General features: G+C 45.1%; 23 protein-coding genes and 1 pseudogene. 18 read left to right on the top strand and 6 right to left on the bottom strand.

Annotation, left to right across the window (positions count from 1 at the left end):
- The first annotated feature begins 16 nt into the window (after positions 1–16).
- The gene (locus tag CP943_RS17880) at positions 17–1,978 is read left to right on the top strand and encodes a S9 family peptidase (RefSeq protein ID WP_105981204.1); all 1,962 of its coding nucleotides are present in this window, start codon (positions 17–19) and stop codon (positions 1,976–1,978) included.
- 40 nt (positions 1,979–2,018) lie between these two features.
- Here CP943_RS17880 and CP943_RS17875 read toward each other — a convergent pair.
- Positions 2,019–2,317: pseudogene (locus CP943_RS17875) on the bottom strand (NifU family protein).
- A 134-nt stretch (positions 2,318–2,451) separates the two neighbouring features.
- Between CP943_RS17875 and CP943_RS17870 the strand changes: the two are divergent.
- Both CP943_RS17870 and CP943_RS17865 read left to right on the top strand, forming a co-directional pair.
- Entirely contained in the window at positions 2,452–2,778 is a 327-nt protein-coding gene (locus CP943_RS17870; RefSeq protein WP_003184955.1) for a YuzD family protein, read from the top strand.
- Positions 2,779–2,891: 113 nt separating this feature from the next.
- On the top strand, positions 2,892–3,158 hold the full coding sequence (locus CP943_RS17865) for a hypothetical protein (RefSeq protein ID WP_023856183.1): 267 nt from the start codon (positions 2,892–2,894) through the stop codon (positions 3,156–3,158).
- A gap of 19 nt (positions 3,159–3,177) precedes the next feature.
- Here CP943_RS17865 and CP943_RS17860 read toward each other — a convergent pair whose 3' ends face one another.
- Complete coding sequence (locus CP943_RS17860; RefSeq protein ID WP_009329528.1) at positions 3,178–3,678, bottom strand: phenolic acid decarboxylase; 501 nt, start codon at positions 3,676–3,678, stop codon at positions 3,178–3,180.
- A 275-nt stretch (positions 3,679–3,953) separates the two neighbouring features.
- On the opposite strand from CP943_RS17860, the gene CP943_RS17855 reads away from it, so the two are divergent.
- The 4 genes from CP943_RS17855 to CP943_RS17840 all read left to right on the top strand — a co-directional run bounded on the left by CP943_RS17855 (position 3,954) and on the right by CP943_RS17840 (position 6,512).
- Positions 3,954–5,060, top strand: a complete 1,107-nt coding sequence (locus CP943_RS17855) for a Rap family tetratricopeptide repeat protein (RefSeq protein WP_020452833.1) — start codon at positions 3,954–3,956, stop codon at positions 5,058–5,060.
- 5 nt (positions 5,061–5,065) lie between these two features.
- The gene (locus tag CP943_RS17850; protein WP_154495611.1) at positions 5,066–5,263 is read left to right on the top strand and encodes a hypothetical protein; all 198 of its coding nucleotides are present in this window, start codon (positions 5,066–5,068) and stop codon (positions 5,261–5,263) included.
- An 87-nt stretch (positions 5,264–5,350) separates the two neighbouring features.
- Complete coding sequence (locus CP943_RS17845) at positions 5,351–5,944, top strand: dienelactone hydrolase family protein (RefSeq protein WP_105981203.1); 594 nt, start codon at positions 5,351–5,353, stop codon at positions 5,942–5,944.
- Between the two features lie 196 nt (positions 5,945–6,140).
- Entirely contained in the window at positions 6,141–6,512 is a 372-nt protein-coding gene (locus tag CP943_RS17840; protein ID WP_048350786.1) for an iron chaperone, read from the top strand.
- Positions 6,513–6,592: 80 nt separating this feature from the next.
- Here the strand turns inward: CP943_RS17840 and CP943_RS17835 are convergent, their stop codons facing one another.
- Positions 6,593–7,660, bottom strand: a complete 1,068-nt coding sequence (locus tag CP943_RS17835; RefSeq protein ID WP_020452828.1) for an NAD(P)/FAD-dependent oxidoreductase — start codon at positions 7,658–7,660, stop codon at positions 6,593–6,595.
- Positions 7,661–7,931: 271 nt separating this feature from the next.
- On the opposite strand from CP943_RS17835, the gene CP943_RS17830 reads away from it, so the two are divergent.
- From CP943_RS17830 to CP943_RS17810, 5 genes are all read left to right on the top strand, one after another.
- Entirely contained in the window at positions 7,932–8,168 is a 237-nt protein-coding gene (locus CP943_RS17830) for a YuzB family protein (RefSeq protein ID WP_003184941.1), read from the top strand.
- 156 nt (positions 8,169–8,324) lie between these two features.
- Positions 8,325–9,542: a NupC/NupG family nucleoside CNT transporter gene (locus CP943_RS17825; protein ID WP_020452827.1), complete on the top strand. Its 1,218-nt coding sequence runs from the start codon at positions 8,325–8,327 to the stop codon at positions 9,540–9,542.
- A 126-nt stretch (positions 9,543–9,668) separates the two neighbouring features.
- A complete protein-coding gene (gene dapF, locus CP943_RS17820; protein ID WP_101561510.1) occupies positions 9,669–10,526 on the top strand; it encodes a diaminopimelate epimerase in 858 nt (285 codons plus the stop codon).
- Positions 10,527–10,599: 73 nt separating this feature from the next.
- Positions 10,600–10,965, top strand: coding sequence for a HesB/IscA family protein (locus CP943_RS17815; protein ID WP_020452825.1), 366 nt, complete (start codon positions 10,600–10,602; stop codon positions 10,963–10,965).
- A 102-nt stretch (positions 10,966–11,067) separates the two neighbouring features.
- The gene (locus tag CP943_RS17810) at positions 11,068–11,547 is read left to right on the top strand and encodes a GNAT family N-acetyltransferase (protein WP_020452824.1); all 480 of its coding nucleotides are present in this window, start codon (positions 11,068–11,070) and stop codon (positions 11,545–11,547) included.
- A gap of 104 nt (positions 11,548–11,651) precedes the next feature.
- On the opposite strand, the gene CP943_RS17805 is transcribed toward CP943_RS17810, so the two are convergent.
- Positions 11,652–11,876 (bottom strand): cold-shock protein, encoded by a 225-nt coding sequence (locus CP943_RS17805; RefSeq protein WP_020452823.1) that lies wholly within the window; start codon positions 11,874–11,876, stop codon positions 11,652–11,654.
- Positions 11,877–12,018: 142 nt separating this feature from the next.
- On the opposite strand from CP943_RS17805, the gene CP943_RS17800 reads away from it, so the two are divergent.
- The gene (locus CP943_RS17800; RefSeq protein ID WP_020452822.1) at positions 12,019–12,219 is read left to right on the top strand and encodes a hypothetical protein; all 201 of its coding nucleotides are present in this window, start codon (positions 12,019–12,021) and stop codon (positions 12,217–12,219) included.
- A 34-nt stretch (positions 12,220–12,253) separates the two neighbouring features.
- Here the strand turns inward: CP943_RS17800 and yumC are convergent, their stop codons facing one another.
- Positions 12,254–13,252 (bottom strand): ferredoxin--NADP reductase 2, encoded by a 999-nt coding sequence (yumC, locus tag CP943_RS17795; protein ID WP_023856177.1) that lies wholly within the window; start codon positions 13,250–13,252, stop codon positions 12,254–12,256.
- Between the two features lie 357 nt (positions 13,253–13,609).
- Between yumC and CP943_RS17790 the strand changes: the two genes are divergently transcribed.
- From CP943_RS17790 to CP943_RS17780, 4 genes are all read left to right on the top strand, one after another.
- Positions 13,610–14,827: an NAD(P)/FAD-dependent oxidoreductase gene (locus tag CP943_RS17790; protein WP_026580067.1), complete on the top strand. Its 1,218-nt coding sequence runs from the start codon at positions 13,610–13,612 to the stop codon at positions 14,825–14,827.
- 189 nt (positions 14,828–15,016) lie between these two features.
- On the top strand, positions 15,017–15,145 hold the full coding sequence (locus tag CP943_RS22330; RefSeq protein ID WP_033155022.1) for a YuiA family protein: 129 nt from the start codon (positions 15,017–15,019) through the stop codon (positions 15,143–15,145).
- 74 nt (positions 15,146–15,219) lie between these two features.
- Complete coding sequence (locus CP943_RS17785) at positions 15,220–15,540, top strand: YuiB family protein (RefSeq protein WP_011198260.1); 321 nt, start codon at positions 15,220–15,222, stop codon at positions 15,538–15,540.
- Between the two features lie 133 nt (positions 15,541–15,673).
- A complete protein-coding gene (locus CP943_RS17780; RefSeq protein ID WP_023856175.1) occupies positions 15,674–16,339 on the top strand; it encodes a 3D domain-containing protein in 666 nt (221 codons plus the stop codon).
- A gap of 43 nt (positions 16,340–16,382) precedes the next feature.
- Here the strand turns inward: CP943_RS17780 and CP943_RS17775 are convergent, their stop codons facing one another.
- Entirely contained in the window at positions 16,383–16,859 is a 477-nt protein-coding gene (locus CP943_RS17775; RefSeq protein ID WP_003184918.1) for a divergent PAP2 family protein, read from the bottom strand.
- Positions 16,860–17,024: 165 nt separating this feature from the next.
- On the opposite strand from CP943_RS17775, the gene CP943_RS17770 reads away from it, so the two are divergent.
- On the top strand, positions 17,025–18,515 hold the full coding sequence (locus CP943_RS17770; RefSeq protein WP_023856174.1) for a leucyl aminopeptidase: 1,491 nt from the start codon (positions 17,025–17,027) through the stop codon (positions 18,513–18,515).
- Positions 18,516–18,649 lie beyond the last annotated feature (134 nt).

Raw genomic sequence — 18,649 nt, 5'->3', positions numbered from 1 at the left:
AGGAGGAGAAACGAACATGAAGCAGCTGATAACCGAAAAAGACCTCATCAAGCTTGTATCCATTACCGACCCGCAGTACTCGCCTGACGGTGCAAAAATCGCCTACGTGCAAACAAAAGTAAACGAAAAACAGGACTCTTATGATTCGCATATCATGGTCTACGACCGCAAACAACAAGCGTCAGTACAATGGACGTTTGGAAAAGGAAGAAACCAGCATCCGCGCTGGTCGCCCGACGGCAAATCCCTTGCATTTACGTCTAATCGCGAGGAAACCACACAACTTTACGTAATAAGCGCCGCCGGAGGAGAAGCGAGAAAAGTGACCGATATTCCTTATGATGTATCACAGCCTGAATGGTCGTCTGACGGCAAGTCATTGCTTTGTTCAGTGAGGCTGACGAAAGAGGAAAGCGTCGACGATGAGAAAAAAACGGAGATTGAAGATCACGAACCGCTGGAAGTCGATTCTTTGTCGTATAAATTAGACGGCCAAGGGTTTAAAAGGGGAAAGTATACGCAGCTTGTCCTCGTTCAAGTGGAAACCGGGGAGATAAAACAGCTGACCGATCTAGAACGCGACCATTTCAGCCACGCATTTTCACCGTGCGGAGGCAGGATTGCATTTTGTGCCAATCAGACGGATATGCGTGTGAACGATGTCTATTTGATGAACCTTTCGACAGGTGATTTGAAGCGCCTGACAGGTCAAAACGGCGTTTTTTCTTCACTATCGTTTTCTCCTGACGGCAAACACCTTGCATTCATCGGAAACGAAAAGGAATTTCAAAACGCCACGCTTGATAAAGCATGGCTGTATAATATCGAAACAGGAAAACTAACGTGTCTGACGGAAATGCTTGATGTCCATCTCAGCGATGCAGTGGCAGGGGACAGCCTTGTCGGAGGCGTTCTTCCGAAACCGGCCTGGACCAAAGACGGAAACGGCTTTTATGTCATTGGATCTGACAAAGGTTCGACAGGCATTTACTACATATCAATCGAAGGTCTTGCTTATCCGGTCCGGTTGGAAAAAGAGCATCTGAACGGATTCAGCCTGCATCCGGATGAAAAAAGTTTTGCGGCATCGATAGCCCTGCCTGTCCGGCCGAGCGAACTTTACCATCTCCCATTGGGTGAAGAAACAGCGGAGCGATTAACAGATGCCAACCAAGCGTTTACGGAAGAGCATATCATATCGGAACCGGAGGAGCTTCAATTTCAGACAGCGGACGGTTTGACAATTCACGGTTGGCTGATAAAGCCTGCTCAATATGAAAAAGGAAACACGTATCCGCTCATTCTGGAAGTGCACGGCGGTCCTCACGCCATGTATGCGAATGCTTATTTTCACGAATTTCAAGTGCTGGCCGCAAAGGGAAGCGCCGTTGTATATGTCAATCCGCGGGGAAGCCACGGCTACGGACAGGATTTTGTCAACCGGGTGAGAGGCGACTACGGCGGGGGAGATTTTAAAGATGTAATGGCAGCTGTTGACCACGCGCTGGGACAATATGATTTCATCGATCAAGAAAGGCTCGGAATCACAGGAGGAAGCTACGGCGGCTTTATGACAAACTGGGCTGTCGGCCACACGAATCGCTTTAAGGCCGCGGTGACGCAGAGGTCCATTTCCAATTGGATCAGTTTTTACGGGGTAAGCGACATCGGCTATTTTTTCACAGACTGGCAGATCGGAGCGGACCTTTTTGAAAATCCCGGCAAACTGTGGGAGCATTCGCCGCTCAAATATGCGGACAAGGTGGAGACTCCTCTTCTCATCCTCCATGGCGAACGGGACGACAGGTGCCCGATTGAACAGGCGGAGCAGCTGTTTACGGCATTGAAAAAAATGGGGAAAGAAGTAAAACTCGTCAGATTCCCGAATGCGTCGCACGATTTATCAAGAAGCGGGCATCCGAAGCAGCGGATCAGACGGCTTGAGTATATTGCCGGCTGGTTTGAAGCGTATTTATAAAAAAGAAAAGGCTGCCGTAATGTACGGCAGCCTTCTCAAATTAAAATACTTGTTCAACTTCAATGACGCCCGGAACTTCTTCTAAAAGGGCGCGCTCAATTCCAGCTTTAAGGGTGATCGTGGAACTTGGGCAGCTTCCGCATGCGCCGAGCAGGCGAAGCTTGACGATGCCGTCTTCAACATCGACGAGTTCACAGTCACCGCCGTCGCGGAGTAGAAATGGACGAAGTTTGTCCAGCACTTCCTGTACTTGTTCTTTCATTTCGACCTCTGTCGTCATTCGTATCGCTCCTTTCAAATCATACAACCATTATATTCAGTCGAACAATAAAAAGCTATTGTTTGGTTTCAATCGTTTTCCCACATATTATATCATATTTGCCGGCAAAGACAAAAAGCGATTTTCATTTCAATATGGAGCGAAAGGACAAAATAGAATAAAATAAAAGACAAAGAGAAAGGAGCTGCCGCTGATGAAAAAACAAGCCGAGCTTTTTGTTTACGGTGCCGACGTTCTTTGTCCAAGCTGTGTCAACCTTCCGTCATCAAAAGAAACGTATGAGTGGCTCGAAGCCGCCCTGAAAAGAAAATATCCCGACCAGCCTTTCTCGATCACGTACATTGATATCCATCAGCCGCCGGAAAACGATCCTGAAAAACAGGAAATCTCCGAAAAAATCCTGAACGACGAATATTTTTATCCGCTCGTCATGGTCGGTGATCAAGTGGTCGGCGAAGGAAATCCGAAGCTGAAAGACGTGTATAAAGAAATGGAAAAGCAAGGTTATAAGCCTGCATGATAAACAGCAAGGGACAGATATGTCCCTTGCTGTTTTATTTTTTATGATTGTACTTTTCTTAAAGCGGACAGACTAACTACCAGCCGAATCGTCAATAAGGAGGGATAGCCAGCATGTCCAGCATTGAGGGTCAAATCATGTCAGGCGATTTTGATGACGAAATGAATGTTTTTTCGTTAAAGAAAATCAAGCAGTTTCAAACGCAGACCAGCTTGAAAGAAAACCAGCTCAGGGCTTTGCAGCAGTATTTAAGGCAGCATGAGCATGACGAGGGAGGACAGATCATCACCCTTTACGATCAAATGCTTGTCCCTTTATCGCAAGACGATATTAAAGCCTTGCTGCATGACTTAACAAAAGTCCAGTCATTATATCATTAATGAAAAGCCCTTTTCCCATTTATACTCGTTTTCCGGCTCTGATGTCATCCGTCATTCCGGGATAAGGGGCTTTTGAAATCAGATCTTCATTATCGATTCCGGCATTTTCAATGAATGTGATATCGGCGAATTCCGGTACGACATATTTTGGATACGTCTCATATTTTTCGCGCGATTCTTCCATTAAGTCGATGTGGTCATTTTGATAGCAGACTGTGATATCAGGGCGTTCATGAACCCATTTAGGGAAGAAGATGATGCCGTGCATCCGCTTTTCATTGGGCATGAAATTCAAGGAAACGTCAGTCCCTGTCGGTTCTGTCCATGATACTTTATAGACGCCTTCAGTCAGCTTGACGATATCGGCTTTTTGATCGCGAACCCAGCGTCCCCCGACCATTCCGCTGTGAATGCGGTAATCAATGGTATGGTCATTTTTAATGTAGATTTCATATTCCCATCCGTTTTCATACGTATAGATCATATGGCTTCCGACAAACTCTTTGACATCTTGATTCATATGAACCGCTCCTTATTTGTTTATTGTAAAATCGAACATGTTGATATTTACATATATAATTATAAAATGTCATCAAAAACAATGTCAAACGAAAATACTTTCTGAGAGATTTGCAACAATACAGAAAATGGTTACGATTGATGTCAGAATTTTGAGTTATTTTAGGAAATTAAGCCAATATTTAGAAAAGTGATTGTCAAAAAATAAGCGATTCTGTAAAATGAAAAACAACCCATAAAAAGGAAGAGACATGGGAGGAAAGGAAGGATAAACGATTGAAGACAAAAATTGCTTATGAGGAAGTCGCGGGAATGCTTAATCAATGGTATGTCATGATCAAGCGCCATGAAGTGGCACAAGCGGTCTCGATTAAATACGACATTGAGCACCGGCTGCCGAATATGGAAGAAAATCAAGATCTGCTTCTTTATTTTAATCTTTTAGACTATCGGCACAAACTGCTGACAGAAGAGTTTGCAGCTTCCACCAAATTGTTCGAAGATATTCAGGAGCAAAAAGCAGATATGCAAAGCACAGATGACATGATCGAATATTATTATTTCTTTTTCGCAGGCATGTACGAATTTCATAAAAAGGATTATACAAATGCCATCAATTATTATAAACTAGCCGAAGAAAAGCTCAGAACAATCCCCGATCAAATCGAAATCGCCGAATTCCATTACAAACTGGCTATCGCCTACTATCAAATCAAACAGAATTTCCTCTCCTTAAACCATGCAAAAACAGCTCTAAAAACCTTCAAAACACATGATGACTATATTCAAAAAGCGATCAGCAACGATATGCTGATCGGAGCAAATAAACTCGATTTATTTCGTTTTGATGAAGCCGAACAGCATTACAAGCAAGCCCTAAAAGACGCGGCACTGATCAAGCACCACGTTCTCCTCGGTATGGCTCACCACAACTTAGGATTGAGCTATGTCAATCGCAATCTCCTCACCTTGGCCGAACATCATTTCAAAGAAGCGCTGCTTATCAAAGAGCATGAAGAATCGGTTTACGGCATCCACTCCATGTTTGAACTGACACATGTGCTATACAAATCAAATGTTGTCAAAGAAGCCCGCAAATTGTATGAAAAAGGATTTTTTCGCGCGGAAAAAGCAGGAGAAAGGGAATATTTGTCGAAATTTAAACTTATTCATGCTCTGTATGATGAACAGGATCCACTTACGGTTGAACATGCTTTAGAATATCTTAAAACGATCAATCTCTGGACGGATGTAGCGGAATTAACATTTGATATCGCACTTTACTATAAAGAAAATGGAGATGCAGACAAAGCTGCCGAATATTTTGAAGAATCTCATCATGCAAGAGACCAAATTCTTAAAAGAACGGAGGAGCTAAAGTGAAAAAGATGATTGCCGTTGCGTTGACTGCCGTCTTTGCCAGCCTTGTCGTTTTAAGTTTTTCGTCTCAGCCGAAGGGAAATGCCGAGTTTGCCGGTCGCGCCATTTTTCTTGACGATAAGCCGGCCCAGCTGATGGCGGGCAGAGCGATTTTTCTCGACAGCTTTGATGGTAAAGCGCCTGCAGCTTTGCAAAAGACTGCATAACCTGATTTGTTGCCGTACAAGCTGTTAAACTGGCGCCGAAGGCGGCGCCCTTTTTTTATGCAGCAATGAGAGACAAGGAGTCAGAACATGATACATATTCAAAATAAATCCGATACAGCTGTTATCGTGCTGCACGAAATATACGGGATTAACCGGCACATGCACGATGTTTGCCAATTGATAGCTGAGCAGGGCTTTGATGTTATTTGCCCCAATTTGTTAAATCGGGATCAACCGTTTGAATACGCTGAAGAAAAAGCGGCTTATCTTTTTTTTATGGAAAACGTCGGTTTCCCCGGTCTTTTGCGCAAAATAAATACAATCATATCCAAGCTGGATCGTCAATATCGCAAGATCATCTTACTCGGGTTCAGCGTCGGAGCAACCGCTGCCTGGCTTTGCAGCGAAGATGAGCGTGTCAATGGGATCGCCGGATACTACGGCTCCCGGATAAGAGACTATCTGAACATATCGCCTTCATGTCCGGCACTGCTTTTTTTCCCGGAAAAAGAGCAGTCCTTTGACGTTGCCGCGTGTATATCCCAATTGGAATCAAAGAATGTCAAAACGGTGAAGCTGAAGGGTGAGCATGGATTTAGCGACCCGTATTCCGTAAAATACAACCGGCAGTCCTCGCAAATTGCTTATGAAACGATGATGGAGTTTTTAATAGCTTTATAAAAAGCGGACAGGCATGGAAACGCTATAATAGGTATGACGCTCAATTCAAGAAAGCTCGCCGATGACAAGGGGGCTTTTTTGAGTAGAATCTTATCTGTGGGAATTCGAATGAAACTGTTCCAGGGATAGACTTATTACAAAGGGTTCATTTGCGAAACAAAGTTCTAGCATCATTTTAATTTTAGGAGGGAGCAACATGGAAGCTTTTGCAGAATATTTAGAAGGAATTGATCACCCGGAACATCGAGCCCGGATGGAGGAAGTGTTGAATTGGACAGCGGAGACATTTCCAAATTTAACGCCGAAAATCGCCTGGAATCAGCCTATGTTTACCGATCACGGCACTTTTATTATCGGTTTCAGCACAGCGAAACATCACCTGGCTGTTGCCCCTGAAAGCGCGGGAATTGATCGTTTTTCTGAAGAAATCGTGCAGGCCGGCTATGATCATACGAAGCAGCTTGTCCGTTTCCCGTGGGATCGTCCGCTTGATTTCTCATTACTTAAAAAAATGATCGAGTTTAATCTTGCGGATAAGGCGGACTGTTCAACTTTTTGGCGGAAATAAAAAAACGCAAAAATAAGGGCGTACTCTCATTGAAGGTGAGAGAGCGCCCTAATTAAAAAACGCTAAGGTTTCGAGCAATCTTATCCGTTATGATGCTTATACATCCAAAGCAAGCCCGATTTCAGCAGGCGAGGCACTCTGCCGATCAACGGCCGTTCGGCAACTAAACCGAAGCCGGCTTTTTTGCCGAGTGAACCGAGCACGCCTTTCAGCTTGAATTTCGGCATCGCTTCAGGAAGAGGTTCGCCTTTCCAGCGCAGTTCAAGCACTTGGACGATTTGTTCCGCCTGAGCTTCGGCCAGCTGTGCGCTCGGCGCGTGAGGCAGGCTTGCGCAGTCGCCGACAACATACACGTGTTCGTCTCCCGGCAGGTTATGGTGCGGCGTCAGGACGACGCGCCCTTGCGGATCTTTTTCCACATCGAGATCCCGAACGATTTGGTTCGGCTGTATCCCCGCTGTCCAGACGATGGCGTCAGCTTGTATCGGATCGTCATGATTGTAGACGATGCCTTCTTCCACCTTTGTGATGTTGGCGCAATTGATAATCTTGACGCCGTGCTCTTCAAACCAGCTTTGAACATATTTGCTCAAACGCTTCGGGAAGCTCGACAAAATTAATTCTCCACGGTCAAAAAGGACGATGTTCAAATCTTTTCGGCTTTCTCTCAGCTCGCTCGCAAGCTCAACGCCGCTCAGTCCTGCCCCGACGATCGCAACGGTGGCTTCCGCATTTAAGTTGTTGAGCGCCTGATAAGTGCTGCGTGATTGATCAATTGTCTGAATGCTGTAGGTATGTTCAGGCGCGCCGGGAACGTTGTGATATTTATCTTCACAGCCCAGCCCGATGACGGCGTCATCATAAGATATCGGCTCCCTGTCATGAAACAAAACTTTTTTTCCTTCCAAATCAACAGACGAAATCGTCCCGTATTCAATCTTTAACTTCGGGTGATCCGGGAAGGACACTCTGATATGATGATCGGAAATCGTCCCCGCAGCCAGTGCGTAGTACTCCGTTTTCAAACAATGGTAAGGGTTTTTGTCGATTAAAGTGATCATCACATCATCTGGCAGCTGGTTAGGCAGCAAACGATGAATGATCCGCATATTTCCGTACCCGCCGCCGAGCAAGACTAAATTTCTCATTGGTAATTCCCCTTTTCCCCTCAGATTAAGAAACTAACCTTTTTCATTGCAAAATTAAAAAACTATGTAAATACCCTCTAGAATTATATCTAATTTGATGTAAAATCACAATATTTCTCGGGAAAATAACCTACATATCGGCTTTAAATCGATAATTAGTAAAACCCTTTAAGGTATTAATATGTTACAAAAGCTTTATTCCTCAGCCTAAAACTTTGACTATTGAAACGTAAATAGGGTACGATAAAAAAGCGATGTGAGGTGAAATAAAGTGTTTCCAATCGTTGAGTTTTGCGTCAGCAATCTTGCCCAAGGTTCTCAGGAAGCAAAAGAAATATTGGAGAAAGATCCGAATCTGGACGTCGTCGAATACGGCTGCCTGAGTTACTGCGGACAATGCATGCAGACCATGTATGCTCTTGTAAACGGAGAAATGGTGACAGCGAATAATCCGGCTGAATTGGTCGAAAATATATACAAGTTCATTGATGAAAATGAACTTATTTAAAAACGGGGTCATCTTGGTGATCTCGTTTTTTCATGCAAAGCCTTCGTTTGAAAGGGTTTACATAAAAAGAGAAAAAATTCTTAAAAATTTTTGTGGACAGGCCAATCATTAATTGTTATCTTAATAAAAGTTTAAAAAATAATAAGAGGTGTGGTCATGAACATTTTATGGGGACTTCTTGGTATTCTGGCGATTTTCGCGATTGCTTTTCTGCTTTCTGAGCACAAGAGTAAAATTAACATAAGAACGATTTTAATCGGTTTGGCGATGCAGCTCCTGTTCGGATTCATCGTTCTCAAATGGGAAATGGGGCGGGAAGTGTTTCTTTCGTTTACGAAAGCCGTTCAGCATCTCGTCAATTATGCGAATGAAGGAATCAGCTTTCTCTTCGGGCCTCTCTTGCAAGTAGGAGACAGCGCTGCCTTCGCTTTAAGCGTTCTTCCTGTTATCATCTTCTTTTCATCGCTGATTGCGGTTCTTTACCACTTACGGATCATGCAAGTCATCATCCGCTTTATCGGCGGCGGATTGGCAAAACTGCTCGGAACAAGCAAAACGGAATCTCTTTCTGCAGCTGCCAATATCTTTGTCGGACAAACTGAGGCGCCGCTTGTGATTAAGCCGTTTATTGCAAACTTAACAAAGTCGGAGCTGTTTGCCGTTATGACAGGCGGACTCGCATCAGTGGCCGGTTCTGTTTTGTTCGGTTACGCCCTTCTTGGGGTTCCTCTCGAATATTTGCTTGCAGCGAGCTTTATGGCTGCACCCGCGGGCTTGATTATGGCAAAAATGCTTATTCCCGAAACTGAAAAATCGAAAATTGAAGAAAAAGATATTCAAATGGCTGAAGACGAAGACGCAGCAAATGTCATCGATGCCGCTGCAAAAGGGGCATCAACAGGTCTTTCTCTTGCTTTGAATGTCGGTGCGATGCTGCTTGCATTTGTTGCTTTGATTGCCGTTTTAAACGGAATTCTTGGAGGAATCGGTGGATGGTTCGGTTTTAAAGACCTTTCGCTTGAATTCATTCTCGGCTATGTATTTGCACCTCTCGCCTTTGTCATCGGCGTCCCTTGGGATGAAGCAGTTCAGGCCGGAAGCTTTATCGGTCAAAAGCTCGTACTGAATGAATTTGTCGCTTATTCCAATTTTGCTCCGATGTTTGATCAGCTTTCCGTCAAAACCGCTTCGATTATCAGCTTTGCGCTGTGCGGTTTCGCAAACCTGTCTTCTGTGGCGATTTTGCTCGGAGGATTGGGAGGAATGGCGCCGAACCGCCGTTCCGATATCGCCCGTCTCGGCTTGAAAGCCGTTGCTGCCGGAACATTGGCCAACCTTACAAGCGCGGCGATCGCCGGTATGTTTATCGGATAACATGATAAAAGCTCCCTGCAAATGAACGCAGGGAGCTTTTATGTATGAAAAACGGGGGATAGCCATATTGTATCCATCCCTTTCAGCTTTTATACTAGAAGAAAGTAAAAAAATGTGGAGGCGGCTATGAATTCTTTTCGTTTTACTAAAATGCACGGCTTAGGAAACAGCTATATATACGTCAATCAGTTTGAAGAACATCTCCCTGAGGAGCTGTTGTCAGATTTGGCCGTCAAAGTGTCTTCCGTTTACACCGGAATCGGTTCAGACGGAATGATACTCATCTGTCCTTCAGATCAAGCGCCGGTTAAAATGAGGATTTTCAACAGCGACGGATCTGAAGGCAAAAACTGCGGAAACGGTTTGCGCTGCGTTGCAAAATACGCGTATGAACATAAACTGGTGAAGGAAACATCCTTTTTAATTGAAACTCTTTCAGGCTTGGTAAAGGCTGAGATTGAAGTGAAGGAAGGAAAAGTTGTATCGGCTACAGTCGATATGGGTGAACCGCGCCTTCTCAAATCAGATATGCCAATGCTCGGTGAACAGGGATCGGAGACGATCAATGAAAAGATGATATTCGGCGGCCGGGAAATGAAAGGTACCGCTGTATCCATGGGCAATCCCCATATCGTCTTTTATTTAGACGATATTGAAAAAGCGCCGCTTACGTCGATGGGACCGCTCATTGAAAAAGATGAAAGGTTTCCGGAAGGGGTTAACGTAGAATTTGTTGAAGTCGAAAACGGCAAAGAACTCCATTTCCGTGTATGGGAAAGGGGTTCAGGAATTACCCAGGCATGCGGAACGGGCGCCTGCGCAGCCGCAGTGAGTTCGATACTCAACGGCTATTCCAAACGAGACACGGACATTACTGTCCATCTCGCCGGCGGCGATCTGATCATTAATTGGAAAAATGACGGACGCGTCATGATGACAGGACCCGCTGAAACGGTATGTGAAGGCGAGTTTTTTATATCATGAGTCGGTCCGTTTGAGAAATCGGGCGTGCGACTTTATAATAAAGTACACATGAGCTTTTAGGAGGTGTGATGTTATGAGCGAAAAAACAGTTACGGTCACGGAAGCGGCTGCTCTTCATATCAAGGATATGATGAAAGAGCATGAAGAGGAGAACGCATTCTTGAGAATCGGAGTAAAAGGCGGCGGATGCAGCGGTCTGTCATACGGCATGGGTTTTGAACACGAAAAAAACGAAGACGACAATGAATTCGTCCAGCATGGAATCACAGTGCTTGTAGATCAAGAAAGCCTGGATATTATGAACGGTACGGTCATTGATTTTAAACAATCGATGATGGGCGGAGGCTTCACCATCGATAATCCAAATGCCATCGCTTCATGCGGCTGCGGATCATCATTCAGAACCGCAGTGAATGCAGGGAAGCCTGAAGAGTGCTGACATATTGGCATCAGGTCAACGATATGGAATGAGAAAAACGCCTTTCATTGCGATGCATCATCGTGACGAAAAGGCGTTTTATTATGATCTGGGGGGAAAGAAATGAAACTCGTATCAACGCTCGGCTTGTCAAAAGCGGACGTTACCGCGTTTTTTCATAAGCATTGGGGAAGTCCGGACATGGTCAATTCACACGGAACATTCCGCTGCGATGAATTGGAAGGATTCGCTGTGACAGATGAAAAAGGCGATATAAAAGGCCTGATTACGTACTTCATCGCCGGAAACGAATGTGAAGTCGTCTCCTTGGACAGTATTGCCGAAAACAAAGGGATCGGCTCACTCCTTTTAAACGAAGTGGAACGTGCTGCAAAGCGAAAACAGTGTCAATCGATTAAACTGATCACGACGAACGATAATATGCGGGCGTTTATGTTTTATCAAAAGAGAGGCTATACAATGGCCGAGCTGTATGTAAACGCAGTTGAAGAAGCAAGAAAAGTAAAGCCTGAAATTCCCTTTGCCGCTGATAACGGCATTCCGATTCGGGATGAGATTCTTTTGGTAAAAGATTTAACATAATCTGTTTTCCGCTTCGCTCGGGAAATGCCGGAAGGCAGCAATGCAGCCACCCCGCTCAAGTGCTGAGCAAGGTTTTTGCAACGGGGCTTCCGGAACAATCGTGTTTATTTCTGGTTAAAGATTCGGTTGAGATTGCTCGTGTTGTTGGTGATTGAGGTGATATAGCGGCTTCCGCTTACCATTTCCTTGTTGCACAGAGGGCATAGAGGGCGATCGCTGCTCGTGAAATTTTTTCTCATCCATCCGTTGCAGTCCTCAGCGGTACATTCCCACGTACTGATATCTTCCTTTGGCAAAGGCTCTTGATTGCGATTGTTGTAGTAAGACATATCGTCACTTCCTAACAAGGGTTTTTTGGAGTTCATTTAAGAATATTTTGTGAATCTTAAGACATTCTATTCGTCAATTTGTTATTCTATACTGGACAGGTTTATTTAGAGTCCAAGCCCAGTAAAGAAAAGGGGTTCAACCATGGAAAAAATCAACTGCAGAAGCTGCGGCGGGCTTACGCCTTACGATTCAAAAGTCTGTGAAGCATGCGGCTGCGAAAAACCGCTTCCAAAAGCACAGAAAATTACGGACCGGATTGTCTTGACTGCGGCGGGAGTGGTCGGTATCTTAACGATTGTGCTGATTTTGGGAACGATCTTCTCATATTTGAATATCATATAATGAAAAGGAGCCGGTGTCAGGCTCCTTTTCATTTTTATTTGTTTTCAAACATGCTTGTAGAGTGCAGCGGCTGCACGCGCGCTTTAGGATCCATGTAAGCTTTTGCATTATTGACAGCGGTCGGTGCTTCTCCAAATCCGCTGGCAATCAGCTTGACTTTTCCTTCGTATGTGCAGATGTCGCCGGCTGCATAGAATCCCTCGATGTTCGTTTCCATTGTGGACTTGACGACGATCGAATTTTTCTCGATTTCAAGCCCCCAGTTTTTGATTGGTCCGAGAGATGAAACAAAGCCGAAGTTGACGATCACATCGTCGACATCGATGATTTCTTTTCTCTCGCCTTTCACTTCCTCGATGACGATCTGTTCAATCCGCTCGGCGCCGATCAGTTCGGTCGGAACAAACGGTGTCAGCACATTGACTTTTGAATTGTGCAGGTTTTCGACGCTGTGTTCATGTGCGCGGAATTTATCGCGGCGATGAATAATTGACACCTCTTTAGCGATCGGTTCCAGCATGAGCGCCCAGTCGACGGCGGAGTCGCCGCCGCCCAACACCGCAACGCGTTTGCCCGCAAATTGATTCAGATCATCTATAAAGTAATGAAGGTTTGCATTCTCGTATTGAGCCGCAGATTCAAGCTCGAGCTTTCTCGGCTGGAATGCTCCGTTTCCAGCTGTAATAATCACCGTTTTGGAATAGTGGATTTCTTTGTTGGTGACGAGCTTGAAAATGCCGTCTGCTTGTTTTTCAACGCTTTCGACGGCTTGTTCCAGACAAACGGTCTGATCAAATTTCGCCATTTGCTCTTTTAAATTGTCGACCAGCTCCTGAGCGCGGATTTTAGGGAACCCGGCTACATCGTATATGTATTTTTCGGGATACAAAGCGGACAGCTGACCGCCTAGCTGCGGCAGGCTTTCGATAATTTTGACGCTCGCTTGCCGCATTCCGCCGTAAAATGCGGTAAACAAGCCGACAGGGCCGCCCCCGATAATTGTAATGTCATATACTTTTGAGTCTTCACGCATGAAAATAATGCCCCCTAAATGAAAATTGTTCTTAATTATATCATATCACATAAAATAAATACGAGCGCGTCTGTTTTTTTAAGATCGGAAAATATTACCGTCTGATCTAAAGTCTGCCGCCCGAGCATATTTAATCTTGAAAAAGCAAAAGCGAGCGGCTATGATGTAGTTGTGAACATTTTGTTAAAGATTCGTGAATATTTTTCGACGCACAGCCGAAAAACATTCCGTTGTTCGGCAAATTAAAGTGAAGGGTTTCACAAACTTTTTTTCATAAAAAGCCTGAAGCCGGCAGAAGATAACCCAAAGGCTATTTTTAATCCGGCTTAGCAGTAAAATACAGAAAAGGTGGATGTGATTCCGTTGAATAAGCCAAAAGTAGTAGTATTAGGTGCAGGTTATGGTGGATTAATGACCGTTACGAGACTTGTTAAAAAAATCGGCGTCAATGAAGCGGATGTTACGCTTGTCAACAAGCACAATTATCATTATGAGACAACCTGGATGCACGAAGCGAGCGCAGGTACACTTCATCATGACAGATGCCGCTATCAGATTAAAGACGTCATCAATACATCCCGTGTCAATTTCGTTCAGGATACGGTAAAGAAAATCGATAAAGAAGGAAAGAAAGTCGTCCTTGAAACCGGCGAGCTTAGTTACGACTATCTTGTCGTAGCGCTGGGGGCCGTCCCTGAAACTTTCGGAATTTCTGGATTGAAAGAGTATGCTTTCTCCATTTCAAACATCAACTCGTCCCGGCAGCTTCGCGAGCACATTGAATATCAGTTTGCGACGTATAACACAGAAGCCGAGAAGCGCCCGGAACGCCTGACGATCGTTGTCGGAGGAGCGGGTTTTACCGGCATTGAATTTTTGGGCGAATTGGGCAACCGCATTCCTGAGCTGTGCCGCGAATACGATATCGATCGCCAGCAGGTTCGTTTAATATGCGTGGAAGCCGCGCCGTCCGTTCTCCCGGGCTTTGATCCTGAGCTTGTCGATTATGCGGTCAACTACCTTGAAGGAAAAGGCGTTGAATTCAAAATCGGCACGGCTGTGAAAGAATGCACGCCTGACGGAATCATCTGTGGAAAAGACGATCAGACCGAAGAAATCAAAGCAGGCACTGTCGTATGGGCCGCAGGTGTCCGCGGCAACCCGATCATAGAAGAATCAGGCTTTGAAAACATGCGCGGCCGTGTGAAGGTAAAACCTGATCTGCGCGTTGAAGGCCATGATGATATATTTGTAATCGGAGACTGCTCGCTGATCATAAATGAAGAAACCGAAAGGCCTTATCCGCCGACTGCGCAGATTTCCATGCAGCAGGGCGAAACGTGCGCAAACAATTTGGCCGCACTGATTCACGGCAAAGAAACGGAAACGTTCTCATTCGATAATAAAGGCTCTGTCGCTTCTCTCGGCGAACATGATGCAATCGGCGTCGCATTCGGGAGAAAGATGACGGGAACGACGGCGTCCATGATGAAAAAAATTATCGACAACCGCTCGCTGTTCCTGATCGGCGGGCCGGGACTTGTTCTGAAAAAAGGAAAGTTTAAATTTTTCTAAGCGGAATCGAAGCCTGCAGCGGAAGCTGCGGGCTTTTTATTCGGGGTTAAAAACTTCAAAAACGAAAGAAAAAGGAAGAAAGCTTAGCTTTTAAGCGCTTACATCAAATGATCTGTTATATTTTCTGACTTTATTATTGACAATGTTCATGATATATTATCAGAAAATTAAGAAAAAGGTGAGTATCTAATGAAGACGACATCAACCCATCGCCTTGAATCAACCTGTACATTTTGTTCGGGAAAAGGCTATTTTCAGCTTCTGCTCGGTGGTTCGGAAACGTGCAACAACTGCAAGGGAACGGGAAAAGACCGCTGATCGCCGCTTTCCAATGATTGACTCAAGTTCCTTCCCCAATGTACACTAAAAGAGGTGAATTGGGGGTGGAGGCTTTGATTAGTTTACCAGTTGTCATCATTTCAGTTGTCTTATTTTTCGTCCTGTTTTTCGGCATCGGTTTTCTGCTGAATATGCTGCTCAGGATGTCATGGATCATGGCTGTCATTTATCCAATTGTATGCCTTTTCATTGTGAATAAAGAAAAGCTGATTCGCTATGTAGAGGCGCCGGGAGAGGCATTTTCCGGCCTTTTTGACAGAGTGGCTTCATTGGCAGCTGCCGATATCATCATTTTAGCCAGCGGAATGGCCGGAGCCCTGTTGTCGGGTGTTACGATTAAAGCGTTGCGAAAAAGGGGATATCAAATGTTTTAAGCCTTCTTCTTCAAGGGAGAGGGTTTTTTGAATTTAATTTTTTCACTTTTCTTAAAATTTTTCCGCCATCTGAATATTTCTGTTTCCGCTTGGAAACAACTAGATGGTGAGAGGAGTGGAAGATTTGAGAAAAGTGATGACAATGTTCCGGCGTTTCTTGATGACAGTTTTGTTTGTCTTTGCTTTTATGACGACCTTCTTTGCCGTTTCAGGCGTGGAAGCACAGGACATATCCAGCTGGGCGAAAGAACGCGATCTGTCCTTGAAACAGCTGATGCTCACCTTTAAATCACTTCCGAAAGAAAAAGCGGAAAAAACGTCTCTGTCTGCCGCAGAACAAATTAAAAACAAACCGAAATCGCTTGAAGATGCCTTTGACTGGACCAAGTATCCGAAGCAAAAAGTCACCGCGACCGGATATACAGCAGGGGCGGAATCGACGGGAAAACAGCCTCATCATCCAGATTACGGGATTACATATTCGGGAGTCAAAGTTAAAAGAGATTTATATTCAACCGTTGCTGCCGACCCGTCGGTCTTTCCGATCGGCACGATATTGTTCATACCGGACTACGGCTATGGCGTTGTTGCGGACACCGGATCAGCCATCAAAGGGAACCGGCTTGATTTGTACTATGAGACGGTTGAAGATGTTTATAAAGAGTGGGGCAAAAAAACACTTGATGTGTATGTCATTAAAAAAGGAAACGGCACCATTACCGAAGAGGATCTCCTGAAACTGAATGAAAATAAATCGATGCAAGTATTCAGACAAAAATATAAAATGGCGAAAGAATAAGAAAAAACGTTTAAGACCTGTGCGTCTTAAACGTTTTTTTGCTCTACATCAATAAGTAATCGAGAAGCAGCGTCAGGGCAATGCCGGTCAAACCGCCGAAAAAAACTTCAATCGGCTGATGGCCGAGCAGTTCCTTCAGCTTCTTCTGTTTTTCTTCCTGATGGCTTTTAGGGAAATCTTTCGCTTCGTTGACAAAGCGGTTAAAATCGCGGACAAGCCGGTTGATCACTGTTGCTTGTTCTCCGGCATGTCTTCTCACTCCGGTTGCGTCAAACATCGTAATAACGGCAAATATTGCGGAAACGGCGAACAAAGAAGAATCCATCCCGTGATCAAGAGCCACGCCGGTTGAAAGCGCCGTAACGGCTGCTGAGTGTGAGCTCGGCATTCCGCCAGTGCTTGTGACGAGCCGCCAATCCCATTTTTTCGAGACGACAAAGTAAATGGGCACCTTGATAAACTGAGCGAAAAAGATCGCGGCAAAGCTCGCCAGTAAAGGAAAGTTTGTGAGGATTTCCATTTTGCAGAACATCCTTTCTATAAAGAAAATAGAGATGAATTCAAAAAAGCACTCAGTTATTTGCTAAAATATATAATATGAAACCCCATCGGGAAAAAATGTTTTTCCTATTATAACATTGTTGTTTCAATTTTACTCACTTTGCTGATAAGGAGCTGTGAACGCATGTTTTATGCCTTTAAAGACTTCGAAAAAAAAGAAACGCTTTTAATCGGACTGTTTAAAAAAAGCCAGCTGTACGGGAAGGCGGAAGAAATCGACCGCCTTTTGGACGGCCAGCTTTCTCAGCTGCTGAAAGACGGGGATGTATCTTCCAAAAAAACGAAAGTGTCTAAAATATTTACCCCTTCCCTTCAGGGAGTCAAACGCATCTATATCGTCGGATTGGGCCGTGAAGCGGAATTTACCTTCGAGGATGCGAAACATTGCTTTGCCGAAGCTGTTCAGCAGATTCACAAAGATCGAAAGCAGGAGTTAACCGTCATGCTCGACAGCTTCGTATCTGAAGAGGTACCAGCCGCTGACGCCGCGCATGCATTGGCTGAATCGTGCATGCTGTCATGCTATGAAGTGCAGGATTACAAGCACAGAGCAAATGTACCTGATCAATGCCTGCAAAGCGTCTATGTTTTGACAGACCATGACCTGAAGGAAATTCAGGCGAGTCTGCATGTCGGGCAGGTGTACGGAAATGCGACGAATTCGGCGAGAACCCTCGTGAACATGCCGGGGAACATGCTGACAGCGGCGGATCTCGCGTCATACGCCGCTGAATTGGCAGCAAAATACGAATTTGAATGTGAAATTCTCGAAAAGGCTGAAATGGAAGAGCTCGGGATGGGCGGTCTCCTCGCGGTCAACCAAGGATCAGAAGAGCCGCCGAAAATGATCGTCTTAAAATATCAGGGAAAGGAAGCATGGGATGATGTCATCGGTTTAGTCGGTAAAGGGATCACGTTTGATACCGGCGGCTATTCGATTAAGACGAAGAGCGGCATTGTCGGCATGAAGTCAGATATGGGCGGAGCCGCCAGCGTTTTGGGAGCGATGGAAGCGATCGGTGAATTAAGGCCGGAACAAAACGTGCTTGCCGTGATCCCATCGACTGATAACATGATTTCGGGAAGCGCAATGAAGCCGGACGATGTTATCGTTTCCTTGAGCGGCAAGACGATTGAGATCTTGAATACGGACGCCGAAGGAAGGCTGGCGCTCGCTGACGGACTGACATATGCAAAGCACCACGGAGCCTCCGTGTTGATCGATGTCGCGACACTGACCGGAGGTGTCGTCGTAGCTTTGGGAACGGAAACGACAGGCGCGATGACAAATCATGATCCGCTTTATCAGCAGGTGAGACAGGCGGCTGAAGAAGCGGGAGAAGCGATTTGGCAGCTTCCGATTACAGAAAAAGACAAAAAAAGAGTAAAAAACAGCCAAATGGCCGACCTTAACAATTCACCGGGCAGGGAAGGCCATGCGATTATGGCCGGAACGTTCCTCGGTGAATTCGCCGAGCGGACGCCATGGGTTCACCTTGACATCGCCGGAACGGCAACGACATCTCAAAGTTCTTGCTTTGGACCGAAAGGCGGAACGGGCGTGATGGTAAGGACGCTTGTCACGTTTGTCGAGCGGTTTTCGGATCAATTGTAGGTTTTTATCCCCTTTGACAGAAGGGGATTTTTTTTATGAAAAATACAGAAGAGCCTCATTGACGCATTCATAAAACATGTGGTAATATACGTTCATTACTTTAATTATCTACTACATTAGCAAACTAAAGCGTT

This window comes from Bacillus paralicheniformis, from assembly GCF_002993925.1.
Classification (GTDB): Bacteria; Bacillota; Bacilli; order Bacillales; family Bacillaceae; genus Bacillus; species Bacillus paralicheniformis.
The sequence above is the reverse complement of the archived record's forward strand: the minus strand, read 5'-3'. Positions and strand labels throughout refer to the sequence as shown.

Coding starts and splice junctions, on each gene's coding strand:
- CP943_RS17880 (WP_105981204.1), top strand. CDS start 17: ATGAAGCAGCTGATAACCGAAAAAGACCTCATCAAGCTTGTATCCATT.
- CP943_RS17870 (WP_003184955.1), top strand. CDS start 2,452: ATGAAAAAACAAGCCGAGCTTTTTGTTTACGGTGCCGACGTTCTTTGT.
- CP943_RS17865 (WP_023856183.1), top strand. CDS start 2,892: ATGTCCAGCATTGAGGGTCAAATCATGTCAGGCGATTTTGATGACGAA.
- CP943_RS17860 (WP_009329528.1), bottom strand. CDS start 3,678: ATGAATCAAGATGTCAAAGAGTTTGTCGGAAGCCATATGATCTATACG.
- CP943_RS17850 (WP_154495611.1), top strand. CDS start 5,066: ATGATTGCCGTTGCGTTGACTGCCGTCTTTGCCAGCCTTGTCGTTTTA.
- CP943_RS17845 (WP_105981203.1), top strand. CDS start 5,351: ATGATACATATTCAAAATAAATCCGATACAGCTGTTATCGTGCTGCAC.
- CP943_RS17840 (WP_048350786.1), top strand. CDS start 6,141: ATGGAAGCTTTTGCAGAATATTTAGAAGGAATTGATCACCCGGAACAT.
- CP943_RS17835 (WP_020452828.1), bottom strand. CDS start 7,660: ATGAGAAATTTAGTCTTGCTCGGCGGCGGGTACGGAAATATGCGGATC.
- CP943_RS17825 (WP_020452827.1), top strand. CDS start 8,325: ATGAACATTTTATGGGGACTTCTTGGTATTCTGGCGATTTTCGCGATT.
- dapF (WP_101561510.1), top strand. CDS start 9,669: ATGAATTCTTTTCGTTTTACTAAAATGCACGGCTTAGGAAACAGCTAT.
- CP943_RS17815 (WP_020452825.1), top strand. CDS start 10,600: ATGAGCGAAAAAACAGTTACGGTCACGGAAGCGGCTGCTCTTCATATC.
- CP943_RS17810 (WP_020452824.1), top strand. CDS start 11,068: ATGAAACTCGTATCAACGCTCGGCTTGTCAAAAGCGGACGTTACCGCG.
- CP943_RS17805 (WP_020452823.1), bottom strand. CDS start 11,876: ATGTCTTACTACAACAATCGCAATCAAGAGCCTTTGCCAAAGGAAGAT.
- CP943_RS17800 (WP_020452822.1), top strand. CDS start 12,019: ATGGAAAAAATCAACTGCAGAAGCTGCGGCGGGCTTACGCCTTACGAT.
- yumC (WP_023856177.1), bottom strand. CDS start 13,252: ATGCGTGAAGACTCAAAAGTATATGACATTACAATTATCGGGGGCGGC.
- CP943_RS22330 (WP_033155022.1), top strand. CDS start 15,017: ATGAAGACGACATCAACCCATCGCCTTGAATCAACCTGTACATTTTGT.
- CP943_RS17775 (WP_003184918.1), bottom strand. CDS start 16,859: ATGGAAATCCTCACAAACTTTCCTTTACTGGCGAGCTTTGCCGCGATC.
- CP943_RS17770 (WP_023856174.1), top strand. CDS start 17,025: ATGTTTTATGCCTTTAAAGACTTCGAAAAAAAAGAAACGCTTTTAATC.